Here is an 18,188-nt window from a genome sequence, read left to right as displayed (position 1 = left end):
CGAGGCGCGAGATCGGGGCCAGGCGCAACTGGTTCGTCGGTTGCCCCTGGGGTCGGCTATAGTCGGCGCGATCTCGAGCTCTTCGAGACATTTCTGGAGGGGGAACTCCTATGAAATTGCAGCGCTTTGCGCTTGCACTGGCCGGTGTCGGGCTGCTCGCCGCGTCGGCCGCTTCTGTTCCGGCCGCCGCCACCGGTCAGGCCGACCCGAAGCCGAACTTCTCCGACAAGGTCGCCAAGCCGCAGTCGGTGCGGGCCACGGCCGTCAGCGCCGCGTGCCAGGCCTGGATCGGTGTGCCGACTGCCGCGGGCACAATGCAGGAGATCGACGCCACCGCGGGCAAGCCGCCGGCGGGCTACTCGTGGGAGCCCTTCGCGTACGTCGGCACCCGGGCCAACGCGACCTGGTACGGCGCCGTGAACGCCACGGGCACCCAGTACTACTACTACGGCCTGCTGCTGCAGGGCGCGAACCTGTACCGGCACACGACGTACCTGCCGGATGAGGGCGACCCGAAGCCGACCTTCAAGAAGATCGGTCCGGGCTGGACGACCTTCAAGTCGATCGCCACGTCCAACTACAGCGTCGCGCAGCCCCGGCACGCGTACCTGTACGGCCTGAACACCAACGGCAGCCTGTACCGGTACCAGATGGTCGGCACCGGCTTCCGTTCGCTCGGCCCGCTGCCCGGCTTCAAGGGCTTCAAGACGATGACCGTGATCAGCGAGACCGCGACGTACGACACGTTGCTGATGACGACGAACGCCGGTGCGCTCTGGACCGTCCGCATCCCGATTGCCGCCGGCGCCAAGCCGGTGCTGAAGCTGATCCGCTCCTCCGGGTGGGCCGCCTACGAGTCGCTGGTCGTCGAGGGCTGCGGCACCCGCGGTGGCTCCCTGGTCGCCGGTGTGGACAACGACACCCAGTCCGGGTACCTGTACGCCATGAGCAAGGCGAACGGCGCCGCGACGGCGATCACGTCGTACGGCAAGATCCCCGGCGTCTTCAACGGCGTCAACCACGTGTCGCTCACCACGCACTACTCCCAGTTGGTCGGCGAGTAGTAGTCGAGTCGTAGCACTGAACGTCCCGCACACCCTCGGTTCACCGGGGGTGTGCGGCACGTTCGGGGCCAGTTGGGGGTTGGTGGAATCGGTGCGGCACACTGTCGAGGTGACGCAACCTCAGTCTGCTCAGCCTTCGCCGTACCTGCCCCCGCCTGCCGGGGTTCCGTTCGGTACGCCGCCTCCGCCGGAGCCGGCGATGCCGTGGGCGAAGGCGATCGCGGTCACCGCGATCGGGTTCCTGGTCGCCGGTGTAGTGGCCGGGTGGGCGTGGCAGCAGTTCTCGCCGCTGGCGCAGTACACCGTGGACGAGAACGGCGGCGCGCTGGGGGAGGAGCAGATGACCCGGATCTTCGGCCCGGACGGCACCTTCACCGCGATCGGGTTCATCACCGCGCTGGTGCTCGGTGGTGCACTGTTCTGGTGGCTGCGGAACTACGGTCCGTGGTCGGTCGGGATCGTGGCGCTCGGTGCGTCACTCGGCTCGGGGGTCGCCTGGGGAGTCGGCATGCTGCTCGGCCACGACCCGATCCAGCCGCGCTTGGAGGCGGCCAAGCCGGGCGATCTGGTCGCGGCGCCGCTGGAGCTCCATACGTGGACCCCTGCTGCGGCATGGTTGGTCGGTGCGGCGTTGGCGGCCGCGATCATCGCCGCCACGACCTGGCGCGCCGAGCCGGTTGCAACCACATCGCAACCTGCTGCGTCAGAGTCCTCGCCGCAGGTGCACTAGCCTGTCTAGGCCCACGGTGGGTGAGGCCACCTGGGACCACGCGAGGGAGCATATGTCCGACCAGAACACCCCGCCCAACCCGTACCATCCGGGTGCCGGCGGTCCGCAGAACAACCCGAATCAGTACGGCGCTCAGCAGGGCGCACCGCGTCCGCCGATGAATGCCCAGGGCAACCAGCAGGGCGGGTGGGCGCAGCAGGGGTCAGCGGACTACCCGCAGCAGGGTCGTCCTGGTCCGGCGCCCCAGGGGCAGCCGCAGTACGGTCAGCCCGGTCCGCAGCAGCCCGGCCCGCAGCGCTACGGGCAGCCTGGTCAGCAGAGGCCTGGTCCGCAGCAGGTTCAGCCGGGGGCTCCGTCGTACGGTCAGCCGGGACAGTCCGGTCAGCCGGGGCAGCCGCAGTACGGCCAGCCTGGTGGGCAGGCGTCGTACGAGCAGATGCACGTCGGCGGTCAGCCGCCGCAGGGGCCCGGGTTCGGTCCGGGGCAGCACCAGTGGCAGCCGGAGCCGAAGAAGAAGCGCGGCAAGGTGATCCCGCTGATCGCGGCGCTGGCCATGGTGCTGGTCGTCGCCGGCGGCGGCATCTTTGCCTACGGCAAGCTCAACGGCGGCAAGCAGCCGGCCGCGGTGCTGCCGGGCAACGCGGTCGCCTACGCCCGCGTCGACCTGAACCCGTCGGCCGGCCAGAAGGTCAACGCGATCCGGTTCCTGCTGAAGTTCCCGTCGGTGAAGGACAGCCTCGGCCTGACCGGCGAGAACGACGACCTGCGGCAGAAGCTGTTCGAGAGCATCAAGAAGTACGCCGGTGACGACCTCGCCGATGTGGACTACGACAAGGACGTCAAGCCGTGGCTCGGCGAGCGCGCCGGCCTGGCCGCACTGCCGGCCGCCGACGGCAAGGACGAGCCGACCGTGGTGGTCGCCATCGAGGTGAAGAACGAGGACGACGCCGCCAAGGGCCTCGACAAGCTGATGGCGAACGAGAAGGAGAAGCCGGGTCGCGCGTTCAGCAACGGGTACGTGCTGCTCGCCGACGACCAGGCCACCGTCGACCAGGCCGTTGCCACCAGCAAGGACAACCCGCTGGAGAAGAACGCCAAGTTCAGCGCCGACATGGACGCCCTCGGCGAGCAGGGCTTCGCCTCGGTCTGGGCCGACATGAAGGGCATCGCCGGGATCTCCGGCAAGGTGCAGTCGGAGCAGCTGGCCGGCATCTCGGACGCGACCATGGCGGCCGCGCTGCGGTTCGACTCGTCGTACGTCGAGCTGAAGGGCATCGCCCACGGTGACCAGAGCGTCAAGGTCGACGGAGCCGACGCCGGCGAGCTGATCGGGCAGCTGCCCGACACCACGGCCGGTGCGATCGCGATCTCCGGCGGCGAGAACCTGGTCGACACGATGTGGAAGCAGGTCGAGAAGGCGTCGAACAGCAACATCCAGGAGATGACCGAGGAGTTCACCGAGGAGACCGGTCTCAAGCTGCCCGACGACCTCAAGAGCCTGCTGGGCAAGAACCTGGCCGTCGCCATCGACAAGGACACCGAGAGCGGTCCGAAGATCGCGGCCCGGATGGAGACCGACCCGGCCAAGGCCGAGCCGGTGGTGGAGAAGCTGACCGCCCTGCTGCGGGAGAAGTCGAACGCCAACATCCCGATCGAGACGGCCAAGGACGGCGACTCGCTGGTGATCGCCACCAACCAGTCGTACGCCGAGCAGGTGCTGAAGGGCGGCAACCTCGGCGGCACCGAGAACTTCAAGCAGGCCCTGCCCGACACCAAGGGCGCGGTGACGATCGGCTACCTCGACTTCGAGGCGGCCGGCTCGCTGAGCAAGCGGTTCAGCTCCGACAAGGACCTGTCCGCCCTCCGCTCCGGCGGCTACGTCGTCCGCTCCACCGGCGACGGCAAGGCCGAGTTCAGCCTCCGCGTCGTCGCGAAGTAATCCACTCGAAGATGCCCCGGACAGCGTCCGGGGCATCTTTGTTTGTCGGCGATGTCGAAATCGGGCGAGCGGTCTCTACCACCTGGTGAAAGCACCCCACACCTGGAGGTAGAGATGAGCCACTTCACTGACATCCGGACCATCGGCGTACCGGTTCGCGATCAGGACCGCGCGGTTGCGTTCTACACCGAGACGCTCGGCTTGGAGCTGTTGATGGACTCGCCGTTGCCGGAGATCGGCGGCCGCTGGATCGTGGTCGCCCCACCCGGCGCTTCGACCAACCTCGCGCTTACTCCGGCGTCGAACGAGGGGGCGGTCGACACCGGCGTACGGCTCGTCACCGCCGACGCCGCCGCGGCGCACAAACACCTTCAGACCGAAGGCGTCGACACCGACGAGTTGCTCAGCTGGCCCGGTGTCCCGCCGATGTTCACTTTCCGCGACCAGGATGGCAACACGCTGTACGTCGTACAGGAGTGATCACGCCGGGAACGGCACCCCGGTGAGCGAGCCGCAGACCCTGAGGAACGCGTCCTGGACCTCGGGGTCCGAGGCCGCGGGGTGGGTCGCGTGCGGGCGGAGATGGTAGAAGTACCCGCCGCTGGGCGTGGTCGGAGCCGTGGCCAGCCAGACCTGGGTGAGGTGCGCCTGGTTGAGATCACCGGGCGCACCCCGGCCGCCCATCTTCGTCGGCACCCAGCCCGGGTCGACGGCGTTGGACAGTACGTCGGGCCATCGTCGGGCGACCGCGAACGCGAGGGCCACGACGTACAGCTTCGAGTCCGAATACGCCCGCGACCCACTCCACCGCCGCCGTACCCATTGGAGATCATCGAGTACGACGTCGCCGCTCTGGTGCATGCCGGAGCTCAGGTAGACAAGCCGCGTCGGCCGCTCGATCAACGCGGTCAGCAGGTACGGCGCCAAGGCGTTGATCGCGAACACATGCTCGAGCCCGTCGACCGTCTCGATCCGCCGCTCCTGGTCGCCAACGGCCGCGTTGTGGACCACCACCTCGAACCGCCCGGACTCGTTCGCCTGCCGTGCCACGTCCTGTGTCTCGGCGATGCTCGAGAGATCGCCGACGAGCAGACCCGCGGCCTTGGGCAACGCACGCAGCGCATCCGCACTGCGCCTCTTGTTGCGGGCATGCAAGACAACCTCGTGCCCCTGCCCGATCAACTCACCGGCCACCATCCGCCCAAGCCCATCAGCCGACCCAGTCACCAGAACGCGTGCCATAGCCCCACTCTGCCAGGCTCAGACCAGGACGTGCCCGCCATCGACACTGACGATGGTTCCGGTCGCGAAGCCCTGGTTCATCAGGTAGACATATGCGGCGGCGATGTCGGACGGCTCGCCCACCCGGCCCACCGGCAGGGTCTTGGCTGTCTGCTCGTAGAGAACCTCCGGCGACAGGTCGGACCACAGCGGAGTGCGGACCATGCCGGGCTTGACGGCGTTGACGCGGAGTGGTGCGAGCTCCACGGCAAGGGCTCGGACCAACGAGTCCACCGCGCCGCAGATGCTGGCCGCGACCGACCAGCCCGGCCCGGGACGATCGGCCGCCGCGCCGGTCGTCAGTACGACGGAACCACCCGGGCGGATCTTGGCCGCGGCAGCGCTGACCGCACCCAAGGCGCCGAAGTACCTGACCTCGAACGCCTGCCGGGCACGGGCCAGATCCATCGACGCGACCTCGAGCAGCGTCAGGGACTCGCCAGCGGTGAAGACAAGATGGTCGAAGGGCTCGAGGTCGTTGAAGAAGGTGTTGACCGCCTCGGCGTCGGTCAGGTCGAGCGCCTCGCCGGACGCCGACGCGGGCAGGGTTTCGAGTGCGCGCTTCACCGACTCGGGGTTGCTGGAGGCAACGATCACGGTGGCGCCCTGGCCGGCGGCGAGCTGGGCGGTCGCCAGTCCGATACCCGACGTACCGCCGAGGACGACGACGCGCTGGTCCTGCAGAGTCATGGAGGAACTGCCTTTCGTGGTTGGGATCTCCACTCCACGATGCGTTCGGGCGACCGCTCCGGTCCAAGACCTGTTCGGGCGGCTGTAATACCCTGAAGGTATTATGGATGTCGACCTCCGCAAGCTCAGGTACTTCGTCGCGGTCGCCGAGGAACTGCACTTCGGCCGGGCGGCCGACCGCCTGCACATCGCGCAGCCGGTGCTGTCCCGGCAGATTCGCGCACTGGAGGACGAGCTCAAGGTCCAGTTGTTCGCCCGCACCAAGCGTTCCACCGAGCTGACCCCAGCCGGTCGCCAGTTGCTCGACGACGCTCGCCCCCTGCTCGCCTCGGCCGAGGCGATGCGGCGGCGCGCGGTGCAAGCGGCACGCGGGCCGAAGAGCTTCACCGTCGGCTTCATGCCCGGCATCACGGTGACTCCGGTGGTCCGGGCCTTCGGCGCCGCCCATCCCGACGTCGAGGTCGAGCTGATCCGGACGACCTGGGTCGACCAGGTCGAGGTGCTGCACGACGGCCGGGTCGACGTCAGCGTCGTCCGGCTGCCGATCGACCAGGAAGGGCTGAGCATCCGGCCGCTGTTCGAGGAACCGCGGGTCGCGATGCTCCGGTCCGATCACCGGCTGGCCGGCAAACCGGAGATCGACATCGCCGATCTCGCCGACGAACACCTGCTGCAGCCTCCGGACGCCGTACCGGAGTGGCGGGACATCGCGCTGGAACTGCGGACCGGCAGAGCGAAGCCGGTGCCAGAGATGCGCAGTGTCGAGGAGAAGCTGGAGCACGTCGCGGCCGGAGCCGGCGTCTCGATCATCCCGCTGTCGGTGGCGGCCTTCTACCAGCGTCCCGACGTGGCCGCCGTACCCGTGAACGACATCGCCGCCAACAAGGTCTGCCTCGCCTGGATGGCGTCCCGGCGGTCCCGCCTCATCTACGACTTCGCCGAGCTCGCCGGCACCGTCGACTGGACACCCCAGCGCTGAACTCCCGCGGTGGCACCATCGTGAAATGAAGACGTGGGGGATCGTCGCGGCGCTGCTGGTGGCGCTGGCCGGGTGTGGTGGCGACAGTGGGGTCGGGGCCACACCCGGGTCCCGGAGAAGAGGGTCTCCTTCGACCTGTTCCTTGCCGACGGCAACAAGCAGGTCGACACCGCGATGACCGAACTGACCACGGCCCTGCAGCCCCTGCTTACCTGACGGGCCGCACAGTCGCTCAGTGGCGGACGCGGTAGCGGAGGTGGGTGGCGAGCGGGGTGTCGATGACCCGGACGACATCCAGCTCGATCCGCGCCGGCAGGATGTCGAACAACCGGCGCCCGCGGCCCAACAGCACCGGGACCTGGTCGAGCTGCAACTCGTCCAGTACGCCGGCCTCGAGCGCCTTCTGTGCCGTGTACGCACCGTGGACCAGGACGTCCTTGTCCCCGGCAGCCGCCTTCGCCTGCGCCATCGCACTCTCGATCCCATCGGTCACGAACGTCACCGACGGATACTTCGCCGCCGCGGACGGCACGGGCTGGTGAGTTGGCACGAAGAGCGGCACACCGTGGTGCTCGCCGCCGTAGTAGTCGACCTGCTCCGCGGTCCGCCGCCCAACCAGCACCGCGCCGGTCGCATTCAGTTCGTCCCAGATATCGCCCGCTGGCCCCTCCGGCCGGCCGAAGTCCCCATCCGCGGTCCGATACCACTCGTGCAGCCGCATGAACCCGTCCCCACCCGGATTGCCCGGCACGTCGTTCGGCCCCGCAATGAACCCGTCCACGGACACCGACATCAACAACACCGACGAAGACATACGCTTCCTCCTCCACTCCAGGAGACACGGCCGATCCGCGCTTCCTAACCTCGCGTCGAAGGCGGAGGAGCAGACTCGACATACCCCCGGGGAGAAATCAGTCCGGATCGGACAGCGCTACCAGCACGCCGTCGCCGTACTTGGCTAGTTTGTTTTCGCCGATGCCGCTGATGGTGCCTAGCTCGGTGAGAGTGGTTGGGAGGTCGGTGGCGATCTGGCGGAGGGTTGCGTCGTGGAAGATGACGTAGGCCGGGACGCCCTGCTCCTTGGCGACGCCGGCGCGCCAGGCCCGGAGGCGTTCGAAGATCGGAGCGGCCTCGGGGGAGAGGTCCGCATCGGCCTTCTTCTTCGAGCCGGACGACCTCGACGAGCGGCCGACCCGCTCGGGCTCGCGGCGCATCATCACCTCGCGCCGGCGGCCGAGCACCTCGCTGCTCTCCTCGGTGAGCACGAGTGTGCCGTAGTCGCCTTCGACCGTGAGCAGGCGCTGCGCCAGCAGCTGCCGGACGACGCCGCGCCACTCGGAGTCCTTGAGTTCGGTGCCGATCCCGAACACGGTCAGCTGCTCGTGCCGGAACTGCTTGACCTTCTCCGTCTCCTTGCCGAGCAGGATGTCGATCAGCTGACCGGCGCCGAACTTCTGCCCGCGCTCGTGCTGCAGCCGATAGACCGTCGACAGCAGTTTCTGCGCCGCGATCGTGCCGTCCCACGACTCGGGTGGCGTCAGGCAGGTGTCGCAGTTCGCACAGGGGTCGCCGTGCTGACCGAAGTACGCGAGCAGCTGCGACCGGCGGCACTGCACTGTCTCGCACAACGCCAGCATCGCGTCGAGGTGTGAGCTCAACCGACGGCGATGCGCGAGATCGCCTTCGGACGTGTCGATCATCTTCCGCTGCTGTACGACGTCCTGCAGCCCATACGCCAGCCACGCGGTCGACGGCAGTCCGTCCCGCCCGGCCCGGCCGGTCTCCTGGTAGTAGCCCTCGACCGACTTCGGCAGATCGAGATGCGCGACGAAGCGCACATCCGGTTTGTCGATCCCCATCCCGAACGCGATCGTCGCGACCACGACCAGACCGTCCTCGCGCAGGAACCTGGCCTGGTTGGCCGCACGCGTCCGGCTGTCCAGGCCGGCGTGGTACGGCAACGCCTCGATCCCGTTCTTGGTCAGGAACTCGGCGGTCTTCTCGACACTGTTGCGGGACAGGCAGTAGACGATGCCGGCATCGCCCGCGTGCTCGGTGCGGAGCAGGTCGAGCAACTGCCGTTGCGGATTGTCCTTCGGGACGATCCGGTACTGGATGTTCGGCCGGTCGAAGCTGGCCACGAAATGCTTCGCGTCGGTCAGCTTCAGCCGGGTCGCGATCTCCCGGTGCGTCGCCTCGGTCGCCGTCGCGGTGAGTGCGATCCGCGGCACGTCGGGCCAGCGCTCGTGCAGCTCCGACAACATCAGGTAGTCGGGCCGGAAGTCGTGACCCCACTGGGACACACAGTGCGCCTCATCGATCGCGAACAGCGCGATCTTGCCCTGGTCGAGCAACCGCACGGTCGCCTCGACCCGGAGCCGCTCGGGTGCGAGGTAGAGCAGGTCCAGCTCACCGGCCAGGAACGCTCGCTCGACCTCTCGCCGTTGCTCGAAATCCTGGGTGGAGTTGAGGAATCCGGCCCGGACGCCGAGCGCCGTCAACGCGTCCACCTGGTCCTGCATCAACGCGATCAGCGGCGAGATCACCACACCCACACCGGACCTGACCAGCGAGGGGATCTGGTAACACAACGACTTCCCGCCACCGGTCGGCATCAGCACCAGCGCATCGCCACCGCCGACGACGGTGTCGATGATGTCAGCCTGCTCCCCGCGAAAGGCGTCGTACCCGAACACCCGGCGCAGGACCTGCACAGCTTCTGACTCGGGCAGTTCGGTTGTCTCAGCCACCCGGCGATTCTAGTGAGATCCACGGACACCCGCCGGACCCCCTGTGGACAACCCCCTGCGGTGGTAGACGCAACTGCGGGCATCGGGTACGTCGTTGTCACCGCGGAGTCGGCCGAAATGGCGTCAGATGTCGAGCGCCAGGTGCTGAGCGTACCCGTGCCACGAGTATGGTGGCGGCGTTTCGGGGACAGGTCAGCGCGTGATCTCGCCGCGGTAGGTGCCGATGCTCCAGAGGTTGCCTTCGGGGTCCTTGATGGTGAAACCGCGGGAGCCGTAGTCCTCGTCGCGCAGACCGCGGACGACGACAGCGCCGGCGGCGATCGCGCGGGCCAGGAGCGGGTCCGGGTCTTCGTTGACGACGAGGTAGACCGACTGCGGGTGGTCGGCCAGCCAGGAGAAGTCGTCCGGCACGTGCTGCCGGCCGACGGAGCTCACCATCACGCCACCGCCGGGCGGCCAGGCCAGCTCGGAGTGTGCGATCGATCCTTCGGTCTCACCTTCGTACAGGCAGACCTGGGTGAAGCCCAGTCCCTCGGTGAGGAACTTCAGGGCAGCGTGGCCGTCGCGGTAAACCAGTGTCGGCCAGACGCCGACGACGATCTTGTTCTCGGTTGTCGTGTTCATACCTCCGACTCTGCGCCCGCGCCGACCGTCACGTCTTGAACGTTTGGGAGAATCTCCTCGGTCATCCACTGCCGCGGCGAGCAGCCGACGATCGTGTTCCACTCCCGGGTCAGGTGGGCCTGGTCGGCGTACCCGAGCTCGGCCGACAGGTCCGCGAGCTTGGCCGTCGGATCGCGCCTGAGCCGCCCGGCCGCCTGCTCGAACCGCATCACCCGGGCAGCCACCTTCGGCCCCAAGCCGAACTCGGTGGTGAACCGGTCGGTCAGATGCCGCCGGCTCCACCCGACCTCCGCGGCCAGGTCCTCCACACCGACCGCCCCGGCCGTCTCGCGGAGTCGCCGCCATGCCCAGCCGAGCTCGGCCCGAGTCTCCGGCGCGGGCTCGTCCGCCCAACTCTCGAGCAGCAGGCTCTCGACCAGATCGAAGCGATCCACCCACGTCGGCGCCTCCCGCAATCGCTCACTGATGACGCGGGCCGGACGGCCGAGAACGTCGTCCAGCTCGACCACCATCGACGCCAGCTCGCCGGGCGGCAGGCCGAGCAGGGCCCGCGCCGCCGCCGGCCGGAGTGCGAGCTGGATCCCGGACCGGTTCGGCGACTGGCCGATGTGTACGGCGGTCGAGTGCAGCCCGCCGACGACAGTGCCGAACGTGGTGACGGGGGAGCCAGGGAAGGCGATGCCGAGGGGCTCGTCGAGGGTGATGACAAGCGTCAGGTACTGCGAAGGCAGGCCGCGATGCAGCTCCGGGGGCCGGCCGCGATACGCGTACCCGGTGACCTCGGCGACGTACGGGCGCAGGGCTGGATGCACCTGCCGCGAGTGGAACTCGAACCCCGTCATGTTCACCAGGCTAGGTCCGCCCGTGGACAGTTTCACTTCCTCCGGAATGCGGGACCGCCGTACCGCCATCTGGACGCTCATGGCACCATCGGATCAGTCGTCCAGCAACCGCAAGGAGATGTCGTCGTGCCTGCACTGAGGTCCCGTACCGTCACCCATGGTCGCAACATGGCGGGCGCCCGCGCGCTCATGCAGGCCTCCGGGGTAGCCCGGGAGGACTTCGGCAAACCGATCATCGCGGTGGCGAACAGCTTCACCGAGTTCGTCCCCGGCCACACCCACCTGGCGCCGGTCGGCCGGATCGTGTCCGAGGCGATCCATGCGGCCGGCGGGATCGCGCGCGAGTTCAACACGATCGCCGTCGACGACGGGATCGCGATGGGCCACGGCGGGATGCTGTACAGCCTGCCCTCGCGGGACCTGATCGCGGACTCGGTCGAGTACATGGTCGAGGCGCACTGCGCCGACGCGCTGGTGTGCATCTCGAACTGCGACAAGATCACCCCGGGCATGCTGATGGCCGCGCTCCGGCTGAACATCCCGACCGTGTTCGTCTCCGGCGGCCCGATGGAGGCCGGCCGGGCCACCCTGGTCGACGGGACGGTGCGCAAACTCGACCTGATCGACGCGATGTCCGAGGCCGTGAACGAGAACGTCTCCGACGCCGACATCCTGCGGATCGAGGAGAACGCCTGCCCGACCTGCGGTTCGTGTTCGGGCATGTTCACCGCGAACTCGATGAACTGCCTGACCGAGGCGATCGGGCTGTCGCTGCCGGGCAACGGCTCGGTGCTGGCCACCCACACCGCCCGGAAGGCGCTGTACGAGAAGGCCGGCGAGACCGTCGTACGACTTGCCGAGCGGTACTACGACCAGGACGACGCGACCGTGTTGCCGCGGACGATCGCGTCCAAGGAGGCGTTCGGGAACGCGATGGCGCTGGACATCGCGATGGGTGGGTCGACGAACACGATCCTGCACCTGCTCGCGGCCGCGCAGGAGGCGGAGGTCGGCTTCGACCTGGACGACATCAACGCGGTGTCGCGCCGGGTGCCGTGCCTGGCGAAGGTCGCGCCGAACGTGGCCCCGGGCGGGACGTACTACATGGAGGACGTGCACCGGGCCGGCGGGATCCCGGCGATCCTCGGTGAGCTGCACCGGGCCGGCCTGCTGAACGAGGACGTCCACACCGTGCACAGCGACTCGATCGACGAGTGGCTGAAGACGTGGGACCTGCGCGGCGGTTCGCCGTCGCCGGAGGCCGTCGAACTGTGGCACGCGGCGCCGGGGTGCAAGCGGTCGGCGACGGCGTTCTCGCAGTCGGAGCGGTGGGACACGCTCGACACGGATGCGGCCGGTGGGTGCATCCGCGATCTCGAGCACGCGTACTCCGCGGATGGTGGACTCGCGGTGCTCAAGGGCAACCTGGCCGTCGATGGCTGTGTGGTGAAGACGGCCGGCGTGGACGAGTCGATCTGGACGTTCCAGGGTCCCGCGGTGGTGTGTGAGTCGCAGGACGAGGCGGTCGAGAAGATCCTCGCCAAGCAGGTCCAGCCGGGTGATGTCGTGGTGATCCGGTACGAGGGCCCGAAGGGCGGCCCTGGAATGCAGGAGATGCTCTACCCGACTTCGTTCCTGAAGGGCCGTGGCCTGGGCAAGGTCTGCGCACTGGTCACCGACGGCCGCTTCTCCGGCGGCACCTCGGGCCTGTCCATCGGCCACGCCTCCCCGGAGGCCGCGTCGGGCGGCACCATCGCCCTGGTCCAGGACGGCGACCAGATCCGCATCGACATCCCCAACCGCTCCATCGAACTGCTGGTCTCCGACGACGAGCTCGACTCCCGCCGCGCCGCGCTGAACGGCGTCTACGCGCCGAAGAACCGCGACCGCAAGGTCTCCCAGGCTCTCCGCGCGTACGCCGCCATGGCCACCAGCGCCGACAAGGGCGCCGTACGCGACGTCACCAAGCTCGGCTAGAGCGAGCCTTCGAGGTCGAAGGCGAGGACGATCGACTCGTAGAGCTGGGCTTCCTGGTCGGGGTGGAGGTAGCCGATCAGGCGGCCCAGTTGGAGTTTGGGGATCGTCTGGATGTTGTCGCACGAGATGGCGCTGTCGTGGTTCAGGCCGTTGCGGGGGCCGACCGGGACCTCGGTGGACAGGCCGCGGATGGTGCTGGTGATGGGGGCGACCGTCACGTTGGTGAGGCGCGGGCGGATCAGTTCGCGGGTCAGGACCACCACCGGCCGCGGCTTGTCCAGCCGGGCGATGTGGATCGGCCGCATCAGTCGAGGTCGGTGAGCACGGTCCCGGACGCGGCGGCGGCGAGGCCGTCCAGGTCGTCGTAGTCGCCGTGCTCGGTCAGGATGGCGAGGTCGCGGGCTGCCAGCTCCCGGCGCCGCTCGCGTTCCATCGCCCGGGCAACCACGGTGGCCCGGCTCGACGCCTTGTCGGCGGCCACCAGCTGGTCCATGAATTCCACCAACTCATCCGGCAACCGCACAGTGATCTGCTTACTCATACCAAGAGCATACCGCTGTGGGATTCAACTTGAAACCACCAGGCTGCGAAAAGCGGACGACTAAGCGACCGGCCGGCATCGTGGGCCGGGGTCGTCTAGTTGCTGGACACGCGATTGGCCATGCGCCCGATCAGTTCGGGGACATCGCCGACCAGTTGATCTCGATGTGGGGGAGGGACGGGAGCGCGGCGATGGCGGCCAGCTCGGTGTCCAGGAGGCCGACCAGCTGGGCGAGGCGCGACGTGGTGTCGGTGGCCTCGAGCAACTTCTGCCGGTCCGGCGTGATCAGGGTCATCGCGGCGGAGATCAGGTAGGACAGCGTGCTCGGGTCGTCGGGTAGATCGTTGATGTGCAGGCCGGGGCGGCTGATCTCGGTGACCGCGGCGGCATACCGGCGGAAACGGTCGACCGCGATGGTCGCCGTACCGAGGGGGTCGTCGCCGAGGCTCTCGACCAGCCACTCGACGTCCGCGACCAGGTAGTCGCCGCCGCCGTCCAGCTCCGCGACCTTGAACCGCCGGTTGCCGGTCAGCGTGATCTCGACCGGTCCGTCGTCGTCCGCGTCCAGCGTGATCTCGGAGATCGTCGCCGCGCAGCCGGTCCCGTACAGCGAGCGGAACACCCGCTCACCCAACTCATAGCCGTCTCGTACGGCGAGGGCGCCGCAGACGAGTTCGCCGCCGTTCTCGACCAGGTCGCGGATCACCGCCCGCCCTTGAACGTCGGTGACCGGAACGGGGAGCACCAGCCCGGGGAAGATCACCGTATCGACAGTGAGCAGCGGCAGGCGGGAGTCCATATTGACGAGCGTAGTGGACGTCGCCCATTGATCACCCCTCGTAACTGCCAGCTTGTGGATACCGGGCAAGGGCCGAGGGGTGTCACCACTAGACTGAGGCCATGATTCGCCGCGTCGACCTGCGGGGCCGAGTGGCGGCCGGAGAGGTCTTCGACCTCCAAGCCGAAGTGAATGCCCTCGTTCCCCGAGCCGTGTTCGACGTCGAGAAGGCTCTCGACGTCGTCCGACCGATCTGCCTGGATGTCCGTCATCGTGGACTCGAGGCGATCAGGGAGTACGGCGAGAAGTTCGACCATGTGCGGGTCGAGGACCTCCGGGTCCCGGCCGAGGCGTTGAAGACCGCCCTCGAGGAGCTCGACCCCGAGCTCCGCACTGCGTTCGAGGAGTCGATCCGACGGGTCCGCGAGGTCAGCCAGGACGAGCTGACCGCCGACGTCGCCTCCGAGCCCGCGCCCGGCGGCCGGGTCACCCAACGCTTCGTCCCGGTCCAGCGCGTCGGCCTGTACGTCCCGGGCGGCCGTGCGCCATTGGCGTCCAGCGTGCTGATGAACGTCGTACCGGCGCAGGTGGCCGGCGTCCCGTCGCTGGCTCTCGCATCGCCGCCACAGAAGGAGTACGGCGGCCTGCCGCACCCGACCATTCTCGCGGTGTGCGCGCTGCTCGGGGTCGACGAGGTCTACGCGATGGGCGGCGCGCAAGCGATCGCCGGGTTCGCGTACGGCTTCGACGGCTGCAAGAAGGTCAACCTGATCACCGGTCCCGGCAACATCTACGTGGTCGCCGCCAAGCGGTTGCTGCTCGGTGAGGTCGGCATCGACTCCGAGGCCGGCCCGACCGAGATCGCGATCCTCGCCGATGACACCGCCGACCCGGCGCACGTCGCCGCCGACCTGATCAGCCAGGCCGAGCACGACCCGATGGCCGCCAGCGTGCTGGTCACGCCGAGCGAAACCCTCGCCACACAGGTCGAAGCCGAGCTCGAAAGCCAGGTCGCCAAGACCAGGCACCGGGACCGGGTGACCGAAGCGCTCAACGGTCAGCAGTCGGCCGTCGTACTCGTCGACGACCTGGACCAGGGCACCGCGGTCGTGGACGCGTACGCCGCCGAGCACCTGGAGATCCAGACCGCCGATGCGGAGGAGCGGGCCGGGCTGATCAACAACGCCGGTGCGATCTTCGTCGGCGGCTGGTCACCGGTCTCCCTCGGCGATTACTGCGCGGGCTCGAACCACGTCCTCCCGACCGCCGGGTGTGCCTGCCACTCGTCGGGCCTGTCCGTGCGCAGCTTCCTGAAGGCGATGCACGTGGTGAACTACTCCCGCGAAGCCCTCCAGCAGGTCGCCGGTCACGTGGTCACCCTGGCCCACGCCGAGGACCTGCCGGCCCACGGCGCTGCGGTCAGCGTGCGATTCCCAGGGGAGAACTGATGGGCCGCTTCGACGGGCTGCCGATCCGCGACGAGCTGAAGAGCTTCGAGCCGTACGGCGCCCCGCAACTCGACGTACCCATCCTGCTCAACGTCAACGAGAATCCGTATCCGCCGAGTGAGGAGACCGTCGCCGACATCGCCGCGTCGGTCACCGAGGCGGCCCGCGGGATGAACCGTTACCCGGACCGCGAGTTCCTCGACCTGCGCGCGGACCTGGCGGCGTACCTGGGCCGTGAGTCCGGTGCGCAGCTCGCCGCCGAGCAGGTGTGGGCGGCGAACGGCTCCAACGAGGTCATGCTTCACATCCTGCAGGCCTTCGGAGGTCCGGGGCGTACGGCGTTGTCCTTTGCCCCGACGTACTCGATGTACCCGGAGTACGCGCGCGACACGAACACGGCCTGGGTGACGGGGCGCCGGGCCGAGGACTTCACCCTCGACCAGAGCAAGGCGCTCGCCGCGATCTCCCGGCACCACCCGTCGGTGGTGCTGCTCGCCTCGCCGAACAACCCGACCGGTACAGCGCTGCCGATCCAGGTGGTCGAGGCGCTCGCCGCCCGGACGGCCGCGATCGGTGCCGTCCTGGTGGTGGACGAGGCGTACGCCGAGTTCCGCCGGAGCGGGACACCGAGTGCGGTCACACTGCTTCCGTCGTACCCGAATCTGGCGGTGGCGCGGACGATGTCGAAGGCGTTCGCGATGGCAGGCGGGCGGCTCGGATACCTTGCCGCGAGCAAGCAGTTGGTGGACGCGCTGCGGATCGTGCGGCTGCCGTACCACCTGTCCGCGGTGACCCAGGCGGTCGCGCGGGCGGCGTTGCGGCACTCCGACGAGTTGCTCGGCCGGGTCGAGCAGTTGCGGGTCGAGCGGGACGACACGGTCGATTGGCTACGGTCGCAGGGCCTGCGCGCGGTCGACTCGGACGCGAACTTCGTCCTGTTCGGCACCTTCGCCGACCGGCACACGGTCTGGCAGTCGCTGCTGGACGACGGCGTACTGATCCGCGAGACCGGGCCGGACGGCTGGCTCCGGGTCTCGATCGGCACCAGCGCCGAGATGGCCGCATTCCGCGCTTCACTGGAGCGCGTCCTCAAGACAGACGTGGGAAGGCTGACATGAGCGAGCGAAGCGAGCTCATCAAACAACACAGCGTCGAAGGCGAGTCATGCTCGCCCGCAGCGAAGCGAGGACGAGCATGAGTCGCACGGCACGGATCGACCGGGAGACCAGCGAGTCGAAGGTCCTGGTCGAGCTGAACATCGACGGCGAGGGCCGCGCCGACATCTCCACCGGCGTCGGGTTCTACGACCACATGCTCAACGCGCTGGCCAAGCACGCGCTGCTCGACCTGCACGTGAACACCGTCGGCGACCTCGAGATCGACGCCCACCACACCGTCGAGGACACCGCGATCGGCATCGGCCAGGCGCTGAAGGAAGCCCTCGGCGACAAGCGCGGCATCCGCCGGTTCGGCGACGCGACCGTGCCGCTGGACGAGGCGCTCGTGCACTGCACGGTCGACCTGTCCGGCCGGCCGTACTGCGTTCACACCGGCGAGCCGGACGGTCAGGTCTACGCGATCATCGGCGGCGACTACGCCGGGTCGCTGACCCAGCACGTGTTCGAGACGCTCGCGTTCAACGCCGCGATCTGCATCCACATCCGGGTGCTGTCCGGTCGCGACCCGCACCACATCGTCGAGGCACAGTTCAAGGCGTTCGCCCGCGCGCTGCGGACCGCCGCCGAGCTGGACCCGCGGCAGCCGGGCATCCCCTCCACCAAGGGCGCCTTGTGAGCAAGAAGGTCGTCCTGCTCGACTACGGTTCGGGCAACATCCGGTCGGGGGAGCGCGCGCTGCAGCGCGTCGGCGCGGACGTCACCGTCACCGCGGACTTCGAGCAGGCGCTGAACGCCGACGGCCTGCTCGTCCCCGGCGTCGGCGCCTTCGAGGCCTGCATGACCGGGCTCAAGTCGGTGCGGGGCGACGTACTCGTCGACCGCCGGCTGACCGGCGGCCGCCCGGTGCTCGGCATCTGTGTCGGCATGCAGATCCTGTTCGCTCGCGGCATCGAGCACGGCGTCGAGACCGAGGGCTGCGAGCAGTGGCCCGGCACCGTCGAACGCCTGCAGCCGCACAACGGCGAGCCCGTCCCGCACATGGGCTGGAACACGATCGACGTCCCGGCCGGGACCAGGCTGTTCGACGGCATCGAGAAGGAGCGGTTCTACTTCGTCCACTCGTACGGCGTTCGCGAGTGGGAGCTGCAGGGCGCCCGCGAGTCGGTCGCCCCGCTGGTGACCTGGACGACGTACGGCGCCGACCGGTTCGTCGCCGCGGTCGAGAACGGCCCGCTCTCGGCCACCCAGTTCCACCCGGAGAAATCCGGCGACGCCGGCGCGGCCCTGCTTGCCAACTGGGTTCGTTCGCTGTAATACCAGTTGCATAGCTGGTTTTACACCTGACCATTCGTCACGGTTGGGGCGCGGTGTCCGATTTTCGGGCTGCGAGGACTTCCTACTCGTCAGTTGTGATGTCACACTCACTC

General features: G+C 68.6%; 20 protein-coding genes. 11 read left to right on the top strand and 9 right to left on the bottom strand.

Annotated elements, in window-relative coordinates:
- Positions 1-110: 110 nt before the first annotated feature.
- The 4 genes from V9K99_RS31600 (at position 111) to V9K99_RS31585 (ending at position 4,213) form a co-directional block, all read left to right on the top strand.
- A complete protein-coding gene (locus V9K99_RS31600; RefSeq protein WP_337005996.1) occupies positions 111-1,064 on the top strand; it encodes a hypothetical protein in 954 nt (317 codons plus the stop codon).
- Positions 1,065-1,173: 109 nt separating this feature from the next.
- The gene (locus V9K99_RS31595; protein WP_337005998.1) at positions 1,174-1,794 is read left to right on the top strand and encodes a hypothetical protein; all 621 of its coding nucleotides are present in this window, start codon (positions 1,174-1,176) and stop codon (positions 1,792-1,794) included.
- A 52-nt stretch (positions 1,795-1,846) separates the two neighbouring features.
- Complete coding sequence (locus tag V9K99_RS31590; protein WP_337006000.1) at positions 1,847-3,733, top strand: DUF3352 domain-containing protein; 1,887 nt, start codon at positions 1,847-1,849, stop codon at positions 3,731-3,733.
- Positions 3,734-3,847: 114 nt separating this feature from the next.
- Positions 3,848-4,213, top strand: a complete 366-nt coding sequence (locus V9K99_RS31585) for a VOC family protein (RefSeq protein ID WP_337006003.1) — start codon at positions 3,848-3,850, stop codon at positions 4,211-4,213.
- Here the strand turns inward: V9K99_RS31585 and V9K99_RS31580 are convergent, their stop codons facing one another.
- Positions 4,214-4,975 (bottom strand): SDR family NAD(P)-dependent oxidoreductase, encoded by a 762-nt coding sequence (locus tag V9K99_RS31580; protein ID WP_337006005.1) that lies wholly within the window; start codon positions 4,973-4,975, stop codon positions 4,214-4,216.
- A gap of 18 nt (positions 4,976-4,993) precedes the next feature.
- A complete protein-coding gene (locus V9K99_RS31575) occupies positions 4,994-5,704 on the bottom strand; it encodes an SDR family oxidoreductase (RefSeq protein ID WP_337006007.1) in 711 nt (236 codons plus the stop codon).
- Positions 5,705-5,807: 103 nt separating this feature from the next.
- Between V9K99_RS31575 and V9K99_RS31570 the strand changes: the two genes are divergently transcribed.
- Together V9K99_RS31570 and V9K99_RS31565 are read left to right on the top strand one after the other, a co-directional pair.
- The gene (locus tag V9K99_RS31570) at positions 5,808-6,683 is read left to right on the top strand and encodes a LysR family transcriptional regulator (protein WP_337006009.1); all 876 of its coding nucleotides are present in this window, start codon (positions 5,808-5,810) and stop codon (positions 6,681-6,683) included.
- 33 nt (positions 6,684-6,716) lie between these two features.
- Complete coding sequence (locus V9K99_RS31565) at positions 6,717-6,899, top strand: hypothetical protein (protein ID WP_337006011.1); 183 nt, start codon at positions 6,717-6,719, stop codon at positions 6,897-6,899.
- A 16-nt stretch (positions 6,900-6,915) separates the two neighbouring features.
- On the opposite strand, the gene V9K99_RS31560 is transcribed toward V9K99_RS31565, so the two are convergent.
- The 4 genes from V9K99_RS31560 to V9K99_RS31545 all read right to left on the bottom strand — a co-directional run bounded on the left by V9K99_RS31560 (position 6,916) and on the right by V9K99_RS31545 (position 10,899).
- Positions 6,916-7,497, bottom strand: a complete 582-nt coding sequence (locus V9K99_RS31560) for a dihydrofolate reductase family protein (protein ID WP_337006012.1) — start codon at positions 7,495-7,497, stop codon at positions 6,916-6,918.
- A 97-nt stretch (positions 7,498-7,594) separates the two neighbouring features.
- Positions 7,595-9,433, bottom strand: coding sequence for a DNA helicase RecQ (recQ, locus tag V9K99_RS31555; protein WP_337006013.1), 1,839 nt, complete (start codon positions 9,431-9,433; stop codon positions 7,595-7,597).
- A 192-nt stretch (positions 9,434-9,625) separates the two neighbouring features.
- A complete protein-coding gene (locus tag V9K99_RS31550) occupies positions 9,626-10,057 on the bottom strand; it encodes a VOC family protein (RefSeq protein WP_337006014.1) in 432 nt (143 codons plus the stop codon).
- Complete coding sequence (locus V9K99_RS31545; protein ID WP_337006016.1) at positions 10,054-10,899, bottom strand: helix-turn-helix domain-containing protein; 846 nt, start codon at positions 10,897-10,899, stop codon at positions 10,054-10,056. The genes V9K99_RS31550 and V9K99_RS31545 overlap by 4 nt, the downstream gene beginning before the upstream one ends.
- Before the next feature lie 126 nt (positions 10,900-11,025).
- Between V9K99_RS31545 and ilvD the strand changes: the two genes are divergently transcribed.
- A complete protein-coding gene (gene ilvD / locus V9K99_RS31540; RefSeq protein ID WP_337006018.1) occupies positions 11,026-12,876 on the top strand; it encodes a dihydroxy-acid dehydratase in 1,851 nt (616 codons plus the stop codon).
- Here the strand turns inward: ilvD and V9K99_RS31535 are convergent.
- The 3 genes from V9K99_RS31535 to V9K99_RS31525 all read right to left on the bottom strand — a co-directional run bounded on the left by V9K99_RS31535 (position 12,873) and on the right by V9K99_RS31525 (position 14,216).
- Entirely contained in the window at positions 12,873-13,181 is a 309-nt protein-coding gene (locus tag V9K99_RS31535; RefSeq protein ID WP_337006020.1) for a type II toxin-antitoxin system PemK/MazF family toxin, read from the bottom strand. The two genes, ilvD and V9K99_RS31535, sit on opposite strands and share 4 nt — an antisense overlap.
- Positions 13,181-13,417: a ribbon-helix-helix domain-containing protein gene (locus V9K99_RS31530; RefSeq protein WP_337006023.1), complete on the bottom strand. Its 237-nt coding sequence runs from the start codon at positions 13,415-13,417 to the stop codon at positions 13,181-13,183. The genes V9K99_RS31535 and V9K99_RS31530 overlap by 1 nt, the downstream gene beginning before the upstream one ends.
- Positions 13,418-13,547: 130 nt before the next feature.
- A complete protein-coding gene (locus tag V9K99_RS31525; protein ID WP_337006025.1) occupies positions 13,548-14,216 on the bottom strand; it encodes an LON peptidase substrate-binding domain-containing protein in 669 nt (222 codons plus the stop codon).
- A 101-nt stretch (positions 14,217-14,317) separates the two neighbouring features.
- On the opposite strand from V9K99_RS31525, the gene hisD reads away from it, so the two are divergent.
- From hisD to hisH, 4 genes are all read left to right on the top strand, one after another.
- Positions 14,318-15,643 carry a histidinol dehydrogenase gene (gene hisD, locus V9K99_RS31520; RefSeq protein WP_337006027.1) on the top strand — a complete coding sequence of 442 codons (1,326 nt, stop codon included), beginning with the start codon at positions 14,318-14,320 and terminating at the stop codon, positions 15,641-15,643.
- Complete coding sequence (locus tag V9K99_RS31515) at positions 15,643-16,761, top strand: histidinol-phosphate transaminase (protein ID WP_337006029.1); 1,119 nt, start codon at positions 15,643-15,645, stop codon at positions 16,759-16,761. The genes hisD and V9K99_RS31515 overlap by 1 nt, the downstream gene beginning before the upstream one ends.
- Before the next feature lie 76 nt (positions 16,762-16,837).
- Positions 16,838-17,437, top strand: a complete 600-nt coding sequence (hisB, locus tag V9K99_RS31510; protein ID WP_337006031.1) for an imidazoleglycerol-phosphate dehydratase HisB — start codon at positions 16,838-16,840, stop codon at positions 17,435-17,437.
- Positions 17,434-18,075 carry an imidazole glycerol phosphate synthase subunit HisH gene (hisH, locus tag V9K99_RS31505; protein WP_337006033.1) on the top strand — a complete coding sequence of 214 codons (642 nt, stop codon included), beginning with the start codon at positions 17,434-17,436 and terminating at the stop codon, positions 18,073-18,075. The genes hisB and hisH overlap by 4 nt, the downstream gene beginning before the upstream one ends.
- Positions 18,076-18,188 lie beyond the last annotated feature (113 nt).

Source organism: Kribbella sp. CCNWLW201 (genome assembly GCF_037203805.1).
Classification (GTDB): Bacteria; Actinomycetota; Actinomycetes; order Propionibacteriales; family Kribbellaceae; genus Kribbella.
This window is presented reverse-complemented; position numbering and strand designations above follow the sequence as displayed.